19 protein-coding genes are annotated in these 14034 nt (G+C 65.0%); 11 read left to right on the top strand and 8 right to left on the bottom strand.

Translation table 11 applies throughout. The features are described from left to right. Positions 1–5: 5 nt before the first annotated feature. The 3 genes from J2X57_RS01105 to J2X57_RS01095 all read right to left on the bottom strand — a co-directional run bounded on the left by J2X57_RS01105 (position 6) and on the right by J2X57_RS01095 (position 1057). Positions 6–239, bottom strand: coding sequence for a hypothetical protein (locus tag J2X57_RS01105; protein ID WP_156108723.1), 234 nt, complete (start codon positions 237–239; stop codon positions 6–8). Between the two features lie 97 nt (positions 240–336). Then, positions 337–576 (bottom strand): hypothetical protein, encoded by a 240-nt coding sequence (locus tag J2X57_RS01100; RefSeq protein ID WP_036112935.1) that lies wholly within the window; start codon positions 574–576, stop codon positions 337–339. Positions 577–643: 67 nt separating this feature from the next. Beyond that, on the bottom strand, positions 644–1057 hold the full coding sequence (locus J2X57_RS01095) for a hypothetical protein (RefSeq protein WP_309862756.1): 414 nt from the start codon (positions 1055–1057) through the stop codon (positions 644–646). Positions 1058–1212: 155 nt separating this feature from the next. On the opposite strand from J2X57_RS01095, the gene J2X57_RS01090 reads away from it, so the two are divergent. Together J2X57_RS01090 and J2X57_RS01085 are read left to right on the top strand one after the other, a co-directional pair. Then, positions 1213–1617, top strand: coding sequence for a hypothetical protein (locus J2X57_RS01090; RefSeq protein ID WP_036112932.1), 405 nt, complete (start codon positions 1213–1215; stop codon positions 1615–1617). Positions 1618–1655: 38 nt separating this feature from the next. Then, the gene (locus J2X57_RS01085) at positions 1656–2039 is read left to right on the top strand and encodes a hypothetical protein (RefSeq protein ID WP_036112930.1); all 384 of its coding nucleotides are present in this window, start codon (positions 1656–1658) and stop codon (positions 2037–2039) included. A 3-nt stretch (positions 2040–2042) separates the two neighbouring features. Here J2X57_RS01085 and J2X57_RS01080 read toward each other — a convergent pair whose 3' ends face one another. Next, positions 2043–2258, bottom strand: coding sequence for a hypothetical protein (locus tag J2X57_RS01080; protein ID WP_036112927.1), 216 nt, complete (start codon positions 2256–2258; stop codon positions 2043–2045). Positions 2259–2343: 85 nt separating this feature from the next. On the opposite strand from J2X57_RS01080, the gene J2X57_RS01075 reads away from it, so the two are divergent. Continuing rightward, positions 2344–3030 (top strand): SOS response-associated peptidase, encoded by a 687-nt coding sequence (locus J2X57_RS01075; protein WP_309862750.1) that lies wholly within the window; start codon positions 2344–2346, stop codon positions 3028–3030. 20 nt (positions 3031–3050) lie between these two features. On the opposite strand, the gene J2X57_RS01070 is transcribed toward J2X57_RS01075, so the two are convergent. Both J2X57_RS01070 and J2X57_RS01065 read right to left on the bottom strand, forming a co-directional pair. Further along, positions 3051–3389: a hypothetical protein gene (locus J2X57_RS01070; protein ID WP_036112922.1), complete on the bottom strand. Its 339-nt coding sequence runs from the start codon at positions 3387–3389 to the stop codon at positions 3051–3053. Between the two features lie 53 nt (positions 3390–3442). Further along, positions 3443–4165, bottom strand: a complete 723-nt coding sequence (locus tag J2X57_RS01065) for a murein L,D-transpeptidase catalytic domain family protein (protein WP_036112921.1) — start codon at positions 4163–4165, stop codon at positions 3443–3445. A gap of 142 nt (positions 4166–4307) precedes the next feature. On the opposite strand from J2X57_RS01065, the gene J2X57_RS01060 reads away from it, so the two are divergent. The 6 genes from J2X57_RS01060 to J2X57_RS01035 all read left to right on the top strand — a co-directional run bounded on the left by J2X57_RS01060 (position 4308) and on the right by J2X57_RS01035 (position 9279). Continuing rightward, complete coding sequence (locus J2X57_RS01060; protein ID WP_309862746.1) at positions 4308–6035, top strand: L,D-transpeptidase family protein; 1728 nt, start codon at positions 4308–4310, stop codon at positions 6033–6035. Between the two features lie 115 nt (positions 6036–6150). Continuing rightward, a complete protein-coding gene (locus tag J2X57_RS01055) occupies positions 6151–6882 on the top strand; it encodes a 2OG-Fe dioxygenase family protein (RefSeq protein WP_036112920.1) in 732 nt (243 codons plus the stop codon). Between the two features lie 104 nt (positions 6883–6986). Continuing rightward, on the top strand, positions 6987–7355 hold the full coding sequence (locus J2X57_RS01050; RefSeq protein ID WP_036112919.1) for a BON domain-containing protein: 369 nt from the start codon (positions 6987–6989) through the stop codon (positions 7353–7355). A 14-nt stretch (positions 7356–7369) separates the two neighbouring features. Next, positions 7370–7891, top strand: coding sequence for a hypothetical protein (locus tag J2X57_RS01045; RefSeq protein ID WP_043694172.1), 522 nt, complete (start codon positions 7370–7372; stop codon positions 7889–7891). A 156-nt stretch (positions 7892–8047) separates the two neighbouring features. After that, entirely contained in the window at positions 8048–8395 is a 348-nt protein-coding gene (locus tag J2X57_RS01040) for a hypothetical protein (protein WP_036112917.1), read from the top strand. Beyond that, positions 8392–9279, top strand: a complete 888-nt coding sequence (locus tag J2X57_RS01035) for a bestrophin family protein (protein WP_309862739.1) — start codon at positions 8392–8394, stop codon at positions 9277–9279. Before J2X57_RS01040 ends, J2X57_RS01035 begins: the two co-directional genes overlap by 4 nt. On the opposite strand, the gene J2X57_RS01030 is transcribed toward J2X57_RS01035, so the two are convergent. Beyond that, entirely contained in the window at positions 9276–10862 is a 1587-nt protein-coding gene (locus J2X57_RS01030) for an inorganic phosphate transporter (protein ID WP_309862736.1), read from the bottom strand. The two genes, J2X57_RS01035 and J2X57_RS01030, sit on opposite strands and share 4 nt — an antisense overlap. Positions 10863–10970: 108 nt before the next feature. On the opposite strand from J2X57_RS01030, the gene J2X57_RS01025 reads away from it, so the two are divergent. Together J2X57_RS01025 and J2X57_RS01020 are read left to right on the top strand one after the other, a co-directional pair. After that, positions 10971–11807 carry a CHAD domain-containing protein gene (locus J2X57_RS01025; protein ID WP_309862733.1) on the top strand — a complete coding sequence of 279 codons (837 nt, stop codon included), beginning with the start codon at positions 10971–10973 and terminating at the stop codon, positions 11805–11807. Positions 11808–12286: 479 nt separating this feature from the next. Continuing rightward, positions 12287–13591, top strand: coding sequence for a carbohydrate-binding protein (locus tag J2X57_RS01020; protein ID WP_051943619.1), 1305 nt, complete (start codon positions 12287–12289; stop codon positions 13589–13591). A 37-nt stretch (positions 13592–13628) separates the two neighbouring features. Here J2X57_RS01020 and J2X57_RS01015 read toward each other — a convergent pair whose 3' ends face one another. Further along, positions 13629–14018 (bottom strand): response regulator, encoded by a 390-nt coding sequence (locus J2X57_RS01015; protein ID WP_036112909.1) that lies wholly within the window; start codon positions 14016–14018, stop codon positions 13629–13631. Positions 14019–14034: the final 16 nt, after the last annotated feature.

Genomic DNA, 14034 nt, shown 5'->3' with positions numbered 1-14034 from the left:
TGCCGTCAGACAGGGCCAGCGGCTTCCATGTCGGCGGCCTGCCAGCGCCCTGATTCATCCTCGATCTTGATGTCCACCTGCTGGCCCGACTGGGCACGCAGCGCCGCCGTCAGGCTCATCGCGTGCCGTAACGCGTCTTCTCGGGTCGGGTACTGGCCGACCAGCTCGGCGTTTCGACGCAGGATCCAGGGACCGCGCGTCGAGGCGTTGAAAGGGACGTAGAGGGTCGTGTGCTGCAAGGTCGGCTCCGCCTGAAGGGGCCGGAGGCCCATGGGGGCGAAGCTAGGCGGACGGTCGTCGCGGCCGCGTTATGGCGGAGTCGCCGGATCAGTCACGTCAACGCGTCAATGCGCCGCGTGACGCGACGAGCCAGTCGGCGTGCCTGACGCCTCGCTCCATCGCCGCATCGACGGCGACGCGCTCGTCCTCGAACTCATCGAGCAGAGTGATCATCACGAAATCGCGGGGGCCGGCGCTCATGGCCGGCTCAACGATATAGGCGGCTTTCCAGAAGCCGGCGACGGTTCGCAGCGTGCGGACCTCCACGGAGTACTGACCCACGGTACGTCGATGCACGGAACCCCCTTGCCGGTGTCGCGGCGACAGCTCGATTCTTGCGCCTCCGCGACGCCGATGGCAAGTCTTACGCCCTGGGCGGCGCCTGCGTGCCTAGCCCCTGACCACTGGCCGGGATGGAGAAGTTCTTCGTTTCGCCCTGCCCAACGCTGGCGTCGACGTCGACGCGATCGGCCGAGCACGACCCGTGCGGAAGAAGGCTCAGCTTCCGCGTACCGGAGGGCACGCGCAGCACCAGCTGTTCGCCGATCTCCATGTCCGCCACCGCCTTGTCGTCGAGATAGATGGCGCTCGAGCATCCGGCGCCCCACAAGCCCTGGTCGCGCACGATGTTCAAGGTGGCATCCCCGTCCGTCGGGGACTGGTTGGCGAAGACGGTGCTGGACAGAACGTCGTGGATGCCGACGTGACGTTCGTTCTGGGTCGCGCACCCGGCGAGGAGAGCCACGCCGGCGAGCCCGGCAAGACGGAGATGGCGCATGGGGAAAGCCTCGTTGATGAATGTGAAGAGCATTGGTTTCGCAACGTCGACGCTCGGTGAACGGGTGCCCCGGTCCCTGACGGATCGTGCACATCCGACGCCGAACAATCGCGCGCCCCTACCGATTACTATCATCGTCCTGGAGAAATACCTCAATGGCCAGCCGCGACTGGATCGACATCGACTCGTTTGAGGCCGTGGACGATACCGAGCAATTCGACCGCCCCGACATCCCGCGCGTGGAAGCCATACTCTCCGGCGCTCCCGAGCGGGAGTGGCAGCAGTTCTTCCTCGTGCGCGCCCGCGAACTGGAGCAGACCCATCCCGGGTTGCGCATGGAGATCCTGGCCGATCGCCTGGGCTTCCACACGCGGGCCGCGTCCGCGGAGGAGACCTGCCGGCTGGTCCATGCCACCGTCCAGGGCACGAACCACGATTTCGCGGCGCAGAAGGCGGCGGAGGAGAAGCGGATCGCCGACCGCAACGACGAGGTCCGCGACCTGATCGCACGGATGAAGGCGATCAATGCCAGCTGGCCGCCCGAATCTTCGCAAAGCTGAACCACCCGTGCGGGGCACGCCCGGGATAGAATCGCGCCATGAATGACTTCGCCAGCCAGCCAGCTCTCGTCTTCGACCGTGCCGCCATGGTCGCCGAGACCGTGGCCATGGTACTCAGCGATGCGGGCTACGACGCACGCGGCGTGGTCACGTACCGGGCGGCGAAGCAAGCCTTCAATGAAATGGACGACCTCGCGTTGCTGGTCATCCATGCCGATACGCCCGGAGAAAGGCGCGGCAGTGTCCTGCTGCAGGCGACGCTGCGCGAACGCCCTTCCACGGCCATCGTCGTCATCTCCAGCCGGCTTCCGCAAGACCTCGCGCCGTTTCCGCGCACCGCGGTCTTCCTGGAAAAACCGTTCGACCGCGCCCAGTTGCTCGACGCCGTGGATCGCGCGCGCAGCGCCCGTCCGGTCGCCTGAGCCTCACTCCTCCATCCCGATGAGCTTCTCGATGTCGTCGATGGCGAACTGACGTGCGGCGCGTTGCCGCTCACGGCGGCCCATGGCCTGGCAGGCGGCGCCCAGTGGCCGCGCCCGGCGAAGCCGTCCATCGCGACTGATCCGGTAACCTTCGGTGTCGTACTCCACGAGGTAAGTGGCCTGCTGGCCCAGCGTGCGCCGATAACGGACAGATTCCATGTTTCCTCCGAGCGATGATCGACCCCCGGTCGTCGATCGGAGCAGCATAAACATCAAGATCACGCGAAATCGCTACGCTCGAATCATGTGCGGACGTTACGCCACCTTCGGCCCTGCGAGCCTGTCACGACAGGGTCGCGACGTACTCGAGCGGCTCGAGCTCGATCTGACCAGCGAAATCAACCAGCGCGACGACCGGTTCAATATCGCTCCCACCCAGCGAGCACTGATCGTCACCGCCGGCGATCGCCGCGCCGACAGCGGACTCGCTCGCTGGGGGCTCATACCTTCCTGGGCCAGGGACGCCTCCATCGGTGCGAAGACGATCAACGCCAGGCGTGAAGGTCTTGCCGAAAAACCTGCGTTCCGTGCGGCGGTCAGACGGCGTCGCTGCCTCGTACCCGCGTCCGGTTACTACGAATGGACCGGCGAAAAAGGCAGCAAGCAGCCGTATTTCATCCAGGCCGCCGACGGAGGCTTGCTTCTGTTCGCGGGGCTATGGGAAGTCTGGCGAGGACCGGATGACGAGCCGGTACGCAGCTTCACCATCGTGACCGGCGAGCCTGGCAAGGTCACAGGCGACGTGCACGATCGTCAGCCCGTCATGCTGGCGCCGGAGGCGTGGGAGGACTGGCTCTTCGCGCCCGTCGAACCGGCACTTGAAGCCCTCGGCTCGGCGGCCGGGCCGGACCTCGTCTTTCATCCGGTCGGCAAGCGCGTCGGCTCACCTAAAAACGATGGGCCCGAACTGATCGAGCCCATCGTCATCTAGTACCGGGCCGGGCACCGCGCTTACAGGCAGGAGATGGCCTCTTCGCGATAGCGGCCGTCGTACTCGCCGCCCTTCACCTTCTGAATTTCGTACATCACCACCTGGGCACCCGCGCCGCTGGCGGTCACGTCGAGGCGCTCATGCTTGCCGTTGTCGTTCGCGGTGACGCGGCCTTCGTCGTCCTTGGCGTTGCCCTTCGCGTCCTTGGTGAGTGCCTGCCACTTCGGTTCGACGCACTGCACATAGGCCGTGACATTCTTGCCCGTCTTGCTGCTGAGCTTGGGCAGGGTATCGGTCATGCCGCTGGTGGCGCAGCCGGCCAGGACGACACAGGCAGCGATCGCAAGAACGTGTTTCATGCTCGATTCCACGGTTAGGGTCCGGGAATTCTAGCGCGACCAGGGAGGGAGGATCAGATCCCGGCGCGCGCGACGGTGTTGGCTTCCACTTTGGCAAGCTGACCGTTGCTGCACTTCAGGTAGTGGGAAGAGGCCAGCCAGCGTTGGTCGGGGTAGTACGAAAAGACCATCTGGCCACCCTTCAGCGCGTCGATCAGCTTGTGTGCGATGGCCGTGCGAACGGCGGGACAACCCCAGCTGCGACCGATACGACCGGCGACTTTCGCCATCGCCTCATTCACATAGGCGGCGCCATGAATGACGATGGCCCGCGCGAGTGCCTGGTCGTTGACGCCGGGCTCCAGGCCCGACATGCGCAGGGAGTACCCGTTCTTCCCCATGTACGTATCCGACGTACGGAAGAGGCCGATGCTGGATGCGAGGCTCTCGGGCGCGTTGGAGAATCTGGTGGCGTTGGCGTCGCCGCTGTTCTTGCCGTGCGCGACCAGTTCCTGAAACAGCAGCTTCCGATTCACCGTGTCGAACACCCAGAGGCGTGGCTGCGACGACGGCTTCGAGTAGTCGATCACCGCCAGGCGGTCCGACGGCGCCCCGCCCTGTGTCTGCGCACACTCAGCTGCCTTCACCGCGAGATCGATCACCTTCGGATCGGCGGAGGGAGCGAGATGAGCCAGAGCTTCGCCGAGGGAGTCGGCGGCGTGGGCCTGCGCGGGAAGGAAGAACAGTGCGCCAACGAGTGGCGCCGACGCCAGGAGCGTCCGAAACGATCGAATCATGCGACCAGCCGGGTGAAGTGCGACAGGCCATCCTAACGCGCTGATCATTTATTGACCACAAAGCCGTCACATCTCTGCCATTCATATATGTGAAATGCTTAAGTAAAGCCCGCCGTTCCACCGGAAGCGATAGATAATGACTATGGAAGCCAGATTTCGCAGCGCCACGCTCTTCGCGTGGTCCATCTTTCCGCTCGTCGCCGCAGCGGGCCCGCAGGTACATCCGACGACAGCGGCATCGGCCGCGTCACCGCCTCCCATCGTCGCGCCCGACCCCGCGACGGCGGCGTCCACCCCTGCTCCGCCAGCCATCGACGATCCCGTCGCCCAGGCACTTTACGCGCGCATCCAGCAGATGGCGCCGATCCAGGGCAGCCCGATTTCACGGCAGGACGCCGCGCTTGGTAAGGCGCTCGCCGACTTCTACATGCAGCGCCACTACACCGCGGCATGGACGGACGACAGCAATGTCCAGCAACTGCTCGGGGGCCTCGCCTCGGTCGACGCCGACGGGCTTCTTCCCGAGGATTACCACCTCAGCGAGCTGAAGGCGCTTGCCGAATCCCCCGACCGCGCCAGCGCCACGCCCGAACAGAAGGCCGATTTCGACATGGCTGCGAGCAGCGCATACATCACGGCACTCGTGCAGCTGGCCCGCGGCAAGGTCGACCCCGTCCGGCTCGATCCGACCTGGAACTTCGATGCCGCCGCCATCGATCCCCAACAGGGTATGTCCATGCTGCAGACATCGGTCGATGAGCGCAGCGTCGACCAGGCGTTCGCCATGGCGAGGCCGCAAAACCCGCTCTACGCCAAATTACGCGATGCACTGGCGCAGCTGCGAACCACCGCCGCGCAGGGAGGATGGCCCAGCGTCCCCGAAGGCCCCACGCTCAAGCCCGGCATGAAGGACGCCCGCGTCGAAGCCTTGCGCGCTCGCATGGTGGCTGGTGGCTACCTCGACCCGACGCTCGCTCACGGACACCACTTCGACAACGCGTTGGCGGACGCGGTCAAACGCTTTCAGGCCGACCAGTATCTCGACGCCGATGGCAGCGTGGGCGCCGGCACGCTGGCCTCACTCAACGTCCCCGTCCAGGAACGTATCGGCCAGGTCCGCGCCAATCTCGAGCGCGCACGCTGGCTGCTGCATTCGCTGCAGGGTACGTTTGTCGTCGTCGATGTGGCCGGCTACAAGATCAGCTTCTACCGTGACGGAAATCCCGTATGGAAGTCGCGTGTGCAGGTCGGCAAGCCCTATCGAAGCACGCCGATCTTCCGGTCGCAGATCACCTACGTCACGTTCAACCCGACGTGGACCGTGCCGCCGACGATCCTGAAGAACGACGTGCTTCCCAAGATCCGCAGCAATCCGTCGTACCTCGCCAACAACCGCATCCGGGTACTCGACAGCGGCGGCAATGTGGTGGCGGCATCCAGCGTCAACTGGGCCAATCCGCGCGGGATCACACTGCGGCAGGACGCGGGCCCGGGCAACTCGCTGGGACAGGTGGTGATCCGGTTCCCGAACTCCTTCGCGGTGTACCTGCACGACACGCCGCACCAGGAGCTGTTCTCCAAGGCCAAGCGCGACACGAGTTCCGGCTGCATCCGCGTCGAGCATCCTCTCGACCTGGTCGAGCTGCTGTTCAACGATCCGGACAAGTTCAGCCGTCAGGCGATCGATGAGCGCATCGCGACGAAGAAGACACAGAACGTCACCTTGCCCACCGCGGTGCCCGTGCTGCTCGCCTATTGGACGGTGGACATCGCCGACGACGGTAAGCTCAGCTACAAGCCCGACATCTACGATCGCGACGGGCCGCTGGTCGCCGCACTGGACAAGCCGCAACCGCTACGTGCGCCCTGAGCCGGGAGTGCATCCGCATCGTGTCGGACCGGAACGCGCCTGACAGATATCGGTAAGGCATCCGGGGCCGTTTGCCGCACGGCGCAAGCAAGGGTCCCGGTCGTATACTGTGTGGATGAACCCCTCTCCCACCGCGACCGAGACGACCTTACACGACCAGGTTCGGGATGACGGCTTCGCCTTCGTCCAGGGAGACGACATGCGGGAGCTGGTGTCGAATATCGCACCGCTCGCGGACTGGGACACCTTTCGTGCCAGCTGGAACGCCCTGGAGCCCGACACCTATCTGGCAGCGACAGGACGGTTTCGCCGTCGTCGCCACGCCGTCTATGCCGCCTCTCGCTTCGGTCATGTCGAGCAGCGCCCGCATCAGGCGCATTTCCAGACGCTGGCTTACAACACGTTGCAGGGCGACATCGCCCGCTGGTTCGAGCCGGTGCTTCCGGAGATCGCCGGGGGAGCGACGCTGCGTGCGATCCTCGAATTCTGCCGCGACTTCTTCGGTGGATTGTCGCCGGAGATCGAGCAGTGGCACGTCGAAGTCCATCAGTTTCGCATCGAAGCCACGGCCGGCGCCGCCGGTGAACCGACTCCCGAAGGCAGCCATCGCGATGGCGTCGACTATGTCCTGGTTCTGCTGGTCGACCGCGAAAACATCGCCCGCGGCACGACGACCATCCACGCACCCGACGGCACGTCGCTGGGCGAGTTCACTCTCGCCCGCCCGCTGGATGCCGCGTTGATCCACGACCCCAGAGTGTTTCACGGCGTGACGCCGGTAACGCCGCTGGATCCGGGTCAGGCATCGCATCGCGATGTGCTGGTCGTGACATTTCGCGCCGCCTGATTCATCCACCGTTAGCCTGAGCGAAACTCCCGTCGCGCGGATTGCACCGCCGGTTCACGGCGTCTGCCGCGTACTGCGCCCTCCCCCGCGACGGAGTTGACGCCGTGACCTTTCGTATCGCCCCGCTTCTCGCCTTCGCCGCCCTGATCAGCGCACCCGCGTTCGCCCAGGACACGTCGAAGGTCGACAACACGCAGATCAATCAGCGCGACCGCCATACCGAGCATGCGACCCCGTTCGATCAGTCGAACGACCCTGCCGACATCAAGCTGGCGGCCAGCGTGCGCGCCGCCATTGTCGCCGATGACGGCCTTTCCAGCGCCGCCCATAATCTCAAGCTGATCGCCGCCAAGGGCGTGGTCACCCTTCGCGGCCCCGTCAAGGACGCCGCCGAGAAGGCGCGGGTCGAAAGCATCGTGCATTCCGTGGCCGGCGTGAGCCAGGTCGAAAACCAGCTCGATATCAAGCACTGAAAGCGAGGACCGTCATGAAAGCATCTGTCTACTGCACCACCCGTACCGTCGAGCAGGCCGAGCACATCGTGCTGGAACTGAAGCAGGCGGGCTTCACGAGCGACGACATTTCGGCGCTCCTGCCCGACCGCCGTGGCACCCGTGACTTCGCACACGAGCACCACACCAAGGCGCCCGAAGGCGCCACGACGGGTGGCGTCCTCGGCCTGGGTCTGGGCGCAGGCCTGGGCTGGCTTGCCGGCGTTGGCGCGCTCGCCATCCCCGGCGTGGGCCCCTTCATCGCGGCCGGACCGATCATGGCCGCCCTGGGCGGCGCCGCTGTGGGCACGGCCACCGGCGGCATCCTGGGTGCGCTGGTGGGCATGGGCATCCCGGAGTTCGAGGCCAAACGCTACGACGCGAAAGTTCGCGAAGGCAGCATTCTCATTTCGGTGCACACCGAAAGCGGTCGCCAGCGCGACGTGGCCAAGGATGTCTTCAAGCGAAACAACGCGGACGACATTTCCACCGGCTCGGAAGCCACCGCGCCGACGTGATGCAATGGACGGCACCGGCAAACGGTGCCGTCCGCCCCTACCGATATGGGGGCTCAAGGACGACGCCCCTGATCGAAGTATTGCCCGATCCGGGGCAATCCGTCTCAGGCCGGAATGGGATCGTCGTGGCACAATGGGCCGACCCACGATCGAAGCATGACCATGAACTCGTCCGGCAAATATGACTTCAAGCAGTTCCAGGACGAACTGGCCGCCCTCGACCGATTATCCGGCAATGCGACGACGAAGCCGGTCGTCGCGCCCGAGCCGGTAGTGCCTGAACCGGTGGCGCCAAAGCGCCGCGGCCGGCCCCCCAAGGTCGATCCCCTCGCGCCCGCCAGGGCGGAGTTCGAGGCGCTGCGGCTTCGTTACCAGCTCAGTGTGGCTGACGTGGTGGCATGGTTTCCGCCTGAAGAGGGCATCGCTTACCTCCAGGGCCTGATCGCCAGCGCGGAACCAAAGCCGCGCAAGCCGCGCTCCAAGAAACCGTCCGTCGACGAATGACCCGCACCCGCACGCCCAGCCTGCGCTCGCTCCTTTTCTCCCTGAGTGGCGTGCACGGGTCGATCGTGCCCATGATCTGGCGTCGCGTCCTCTACACCGTGCTTCTGTCGCTGATCGTGGTCCTGCTGGACCATCGCCTCTTCGCGCTCAAGGCCGGTCTCAATGCGGCACCGCTGACCCTCATGGGTCTCACGCTCGCCATCTTTCTCGGCTTCCGCAACACGGTGGCCTATCAGCGATGGTGGGAGGCCCGCACGCTCTGGGGCGAAATGATCATCGCCATGCGTAACCTGGCCCGCCAGCGTGTGGCATTTCTGCCGGGCATCGAAGCAGCGGACTCGCGCCGGCTTACGTATCACCTGATTGCCTATGCGCACACGCTGCGTCATCACCTGCGCGGCAGCGACCCCGCCACCGAGCTCGGGCGCTGGCTCGACCCGGCATCCTGCGAGGCCGTCCTCGCCATGCCCAATCGCCCGTCCGCCTTGTTGGCGCGCACCGGGGCCGCCTACGCGGAGATCGCCCGGGCGCTTCGCGTCGAACCCATCCTGCTGGCCGCGATCGACGCCGAACTCGGCAAGCTGTCGCATGTACTGGGTGGCTGCGAACGCATACAGGGCACACCCATCCCGTTCGCGTACATCCTGCTGCTGCATCGGACGGTACACATCTACTGCTTCCTGCTGCCGTTCTGCCTGGTCGGCCTGATGGGCTGGTTCACGCCTCTGGTCGTGGGTGTGCTGGCGTATACCTTCTTTGGCCTGGATGCGCTCGGCGACCAGATTGAAGATCCTTTCGGCACGCTGCCGAACGATCTGCCACTGGAGGCTTACAGCACCACGATCGAAAACGATCTGCTCGCCTTGCAGGCCTCTCCCGTCTAGAAGACGTGACGCAAAAGCCAGAACAATCCCGCGGCCAGGGCGATGGATACCGGCAAGGTCAGCACCCACGCCATCAGCATGCTGCGCACCGTGCTCCACTGCAGACCCGAGCCGTTCGCGACCATCGAGCCGGCCACGCCCGAGGAGAGCACATGGGTCGTGCTCACCGGCAATCCGAAGCGATCGGCGGCACCGATCGTGAGCATGGCGACCACCTCCGCGGACGCGCCCTGCGCATAGGTCAGGTGCTGCTTGCCGATGCGCTCACCCACGGTGCGCACGATGCGCCGCCAGCCGACCATCGTGCCAAGGCCCAGCGCGATGGCGACGGCGACCTTGACCCAGGGCGGAATGAACTTGGTCGATTTGTCCAGTAAGCCGTGGTAGTTGCCGAGGATGGCGCTGTCCTCCGCACGGAACGCGGGCTTCTTGTCCTTTTCCATCAGGCGCAGCGCTTCCGAACTCAGGTACATGTTGTTGCGAACGTTGTTGACTTCATGTTCCGGCACGTCGGCCAGCGTGGGCCGGTTGGCGACCTGCGCGCCGATGCTGTCCGTGAGCTGAACCAGGGCGGCCATCGTCGTCGGCGTCGCCTCGCGCGACTGGATGTAGTGCTCGATCTCGCTGCGTGCCGATGTTACCGGCGCCGCACCCTGCGCGTACTTCTGCAGTGTCTCACTCGCATGGTGGGCGACCGAGACGAAGCTCTGCGTCTCATCCTGTGTCACCGCCCGGTTCAGTGCATATGCGCTCGGCACGGTACCGATGAGGATCAGCATGATGAGGCCCATGCCCTTCTGGCCGTCATTGGAGCCATGCGCGAATGACACGCCGGTACACGTCAGAATCAGCAGACTGCGTACCCAGAACGGCGGCGGTTTGTCGCCATGCGGTTCGGCGTACAACTCGGGTGCCTTGACGAACTTCTTCAGCAGCATCAGCAGGGCGAAAGCGAGACCGAAGCCGATCAGCGGCGAGAACAACAAGGCCTTGCCGACGCTCAGTGCCTGACTCCAGTCGACGGCGGCATTCGCATTACCGGGATTCATCATCTGGTTCATCAGGCCCACGCCGATGATCGAGCCGATCAGCGTGTGCGAACTCGACGATGGCAGCCCGAGATACCACGTGCCCAGATTCCAGACGATCGATGCGAGCAGCAAGGCGAACACCATCGCGAAACCGGTCCCGCTGCCTACGTTGAGCACGAGTCCGATCGGTAGCAACTGCAACACGGCATAGGCCACCGCACCACTCGAGATCAGGACGCCCACGAAGTTCCAGCCACCGGACCAGACCACGGCGAAGGTAGCCGGCAACGACCGCGTGTAGATAACCGTCGCCACCGCATTGGCGGTGTCATGAAACCCGTTGACGAATTCGAAGCCCAGCGCGATCAACAGCGCGATGCCGAGCAGGACGTATTCGAATACCGGGCTGGTAGGCGCGACATGAAGGTCGTGGCCGAGCTGCATCGCAACGTAAACGGTTGCAACGAGCAATACCAGCGTAAAGATTCCCAGGCTGAGCAAGCGGGTTCGTGGCGACCCCGCGGCTTCTTCGGTCAGGACGGTACTGTTCATGGCTCGCCTCCGGTCTTGGTCGCCCAGAGGTAGCAAGCGCGTATGACACATAGGTGTCAGTCGCACCGGCGCGGTGTGAAGATGGTTTAAGCATGGTACTAATGCGTCATGCCGACCGCCCCGAAACTCGCCACGGCTCTCGCCACGTTCGCCGCCAGCGAATGTCATCGAGCCATTCGGTCGCTGGGCGACAGCAAGCAGCCACACAAGGGCATCCACGAAGCCCGCAAGGCCCTGCGGCGCCTGAAGAGCCTTTTGAGACTCGGGGCGACCGTGTTCGACCACGCCCTGCCACCACTCGAAATCGCCATCGATCGCCTCGCCGTAAGCCTCTCTTCCGTGCGCGACGCACACGTCGCCGTTCTCACCGCCCGCTTGCTTGCCGGCGCCGACCCGTCCGATGGATGGAAGCACGCCATCGACGCGCTGGAACTACGCAGCGAGGGCCGGCTTACCGCGGCGCTGATCAAGGATCCCCGGTTTCTTGAGCGCCGCAAACGGATTCGCGAACTCGCCCACGCCATCGCCGCGCTTCCGTGGCGGAAACTGTCACGGCATGCCGTCGAACACGCGCTCGCGAACTCGGAAAAGCGCGTCGCCAAAGCACGCAAGCGCATGCGCACGTCGGCGACGACGGCCAACCTGCACCGTTGGCGCAGGCGGGCCCGACGGTTGCGCATGCAACTGGAGTTGATCCGTAAGGCACGCAAGGCGGCCGGCATGCCCGCCTCGCACCATGCGGAACGCGACAAGGCACTCGCCAGGACGATGTCCGCCCTGTCCGACACGATAGGCAGCAAGCAGGATCTGCGCGCGCTGCGCAAGACCCTTCGCACCATCGTCGATCCCGACACCATGCCGGCGCTGATCGTCGCGATAACGCACGAGCTGAAGAAGCACCGCACGCCCACGATCGAATCGCTGCCTCAGCATCAGGGCGAATAGACCGGAATACCCTTTCTCCGTCCCAGCCCGACCGACGATCCCGCCTTCCGCCACCGTGCTCTTTGCCTGACCGCCTATGCGCTTCCGGCAAGTCGGCTCGCGACCGCGACGCCGTCACGCCGATCGATTGACCCACGTTGTCATGCGGGACATTTGAGCCACTGCGGTGGACGCAAAGTGGCTTGCGCAGTGCATCACGACCGGGACATCGCGTATACAGGATCGAGGAAGGAAATACCCTGCGATGCCGCAAAACGGGCGCTGCGGCTTTCATGGCGCCCGTCACATTTCGTCACATTTCAAATAGACAACGTTGTCATTCGGGACTAAACCGTAAGCGCTCAATCGTGGTTGGTCGTATCGCGCAAGGACGCGGTCAGGGGACGTGGACGCCGGCAATCCGCCGTGGTCGCGCGCGCCCCTTCCCTTTCAAGCACCACTCGATCCGGAGGCGCTCCATGTTCCCGAAAGCATCAGCTATGCGGTCTCGTGCGGTACTGGGCGGATGTACAGGCAGTCTCGCCCTCGCCATCGCGCTCGCTCTTTCCTCGGTCGTCCCTGTGAATGCCGCGCACGCGGCCACCGCATGCGCCGCCGCCTGGCAGGCGGGCACGGTTTATACCGGTGGCAATGTGGCCAGCAAGAACGGCACCAACTACGTCGCCAACTGGTGGACCCAGGGCAACGATCCCGCCACGAACAGCGGCGGTGCCGGTTCCGGTCAGCCGTGGACCTCGCAGGGCGCCTGCGACGGCGGCACCACCACGCCGCCCACCGACCCGGGCAATCCGGGCGGCGATCCGCCGACCAACCCGCCGCCCGCGGCGGGCGACCTGCTGTTCAGTCCTTACAAGGACATCACGATCAACCTCGACTGGAACACCAACATCATGTCGACGCTGGTCACCGGAACGCGGATTCCGGTCGTCGGCAGCGGCAGCCTGGTTTCGACGCAGGTACCGAACATCGGTGCGATCACCCTCGCCTTCGCGACCGGCGAATGCGGCAGCGAGAACTGGGGCGGCGTTCCCGCCGCGGCATTTGCCAGCGCGAACATCGCGCGGCTCAACAGTGCAGGCGTGAATTACGTCGTCTCCACCGGCGGTCAGGCGGGAACGTTTACCTGCGGCAGCACCGCGGGCATGGCCAAGTTCATCCAGACGTACAACTCATCGCACCTCGTCGGCATCGACTTCGACATCGAGGCCGGCCAGACGCCCGCGCAGCTCAACGCGCTGATCGCCAATGCCAAGTATGCCGCGGGCCTGTATCCGAACCTGCGCTTCTCGTTCACGCTGGCCACCCTGGCCGCTTCGGACGGCAGCTACGGCGGCCTGAACAGCACCGGTGACACGGTGGTCCGTGCCGTGCTCGCATCCGGCCTGCAGAACTACACCATCAACCTCATGACGATGGATTACGGTGCCGCCGGTGCCGGTATCTGCGTGGTCAGCGGCGGTAGCTGCGACATGGGTCAGTCGGCCATCCAGGCGGCGAAGAACCTGCAGCACACCTACGGCATTCCGCTGACGAAGATCGAGCTCACGCCGATGATCGGTGTCAACGACGTGTCGAGCGAGACCTTCACCCTTCAGGACATCGACGAGGTGACGGCGTACGCCGCGACCAACAAGCTGGCCGGCGTGCACTTCTGGTCGCTCGACCGCGACACGCCATGCACCAACGGCAACAACGGCGGCTTTGCCTCGCCGACGTGCAACTCGGTGTCGGGCACCAGTGCCTTGCAGTACACCAGGCGGTTCCTGAGCGACCTCGGTCGCTGACGCGATACGCCGCCCCCGGCCGTGTCCGGGGGCGGCTTTACGATACGTGTGCCGGGCGCTGGCGGCCGGGGACGGACAGCAACGCCTCGACCACGTCGGCGCGCCTGAAAGGCTTGGTGCAGATCGTGCAGCTGCTGTAGGCCGGCTTGATGCTGTCGCGCGCATAGCCGGTCATGAACACGACGTGCGCTCCACGAGCCAGGAGGGCATCGACGGCGGGATAGGAATACTCGCCGTGCAGGTTTACATCGACCAGCGCCGCGTCGATGTAGGCGTCCGATGCGGCATGCCGGATCGCTTCATCGAGCCATCCGAACGGTCCGATGGCGTTGGCACCTGCCGATCGAAGGAGAACGACGAGCGACTGCGCGATGACGTAGTCGTCCTCGATCACCATGACCGCCTTGCCGGTCAGTTCCATACCCATGGTCTTCGCCCCCCCC

It is taken from the genome of Luteibacter sp. 1214 (assembly GCF_031455395.1).
GTDB classification, from domain to species: domain Bacteria; phylum Pseudomonadota; class Gammaproteobacteria; order Xanthomonadales; family Rhodanobacteraceae; genus Luteibacter; species Luteibacter mycovicinus.
This window is presented reverse-complemented; position numbering and strand designations above follow the sequence as displayed.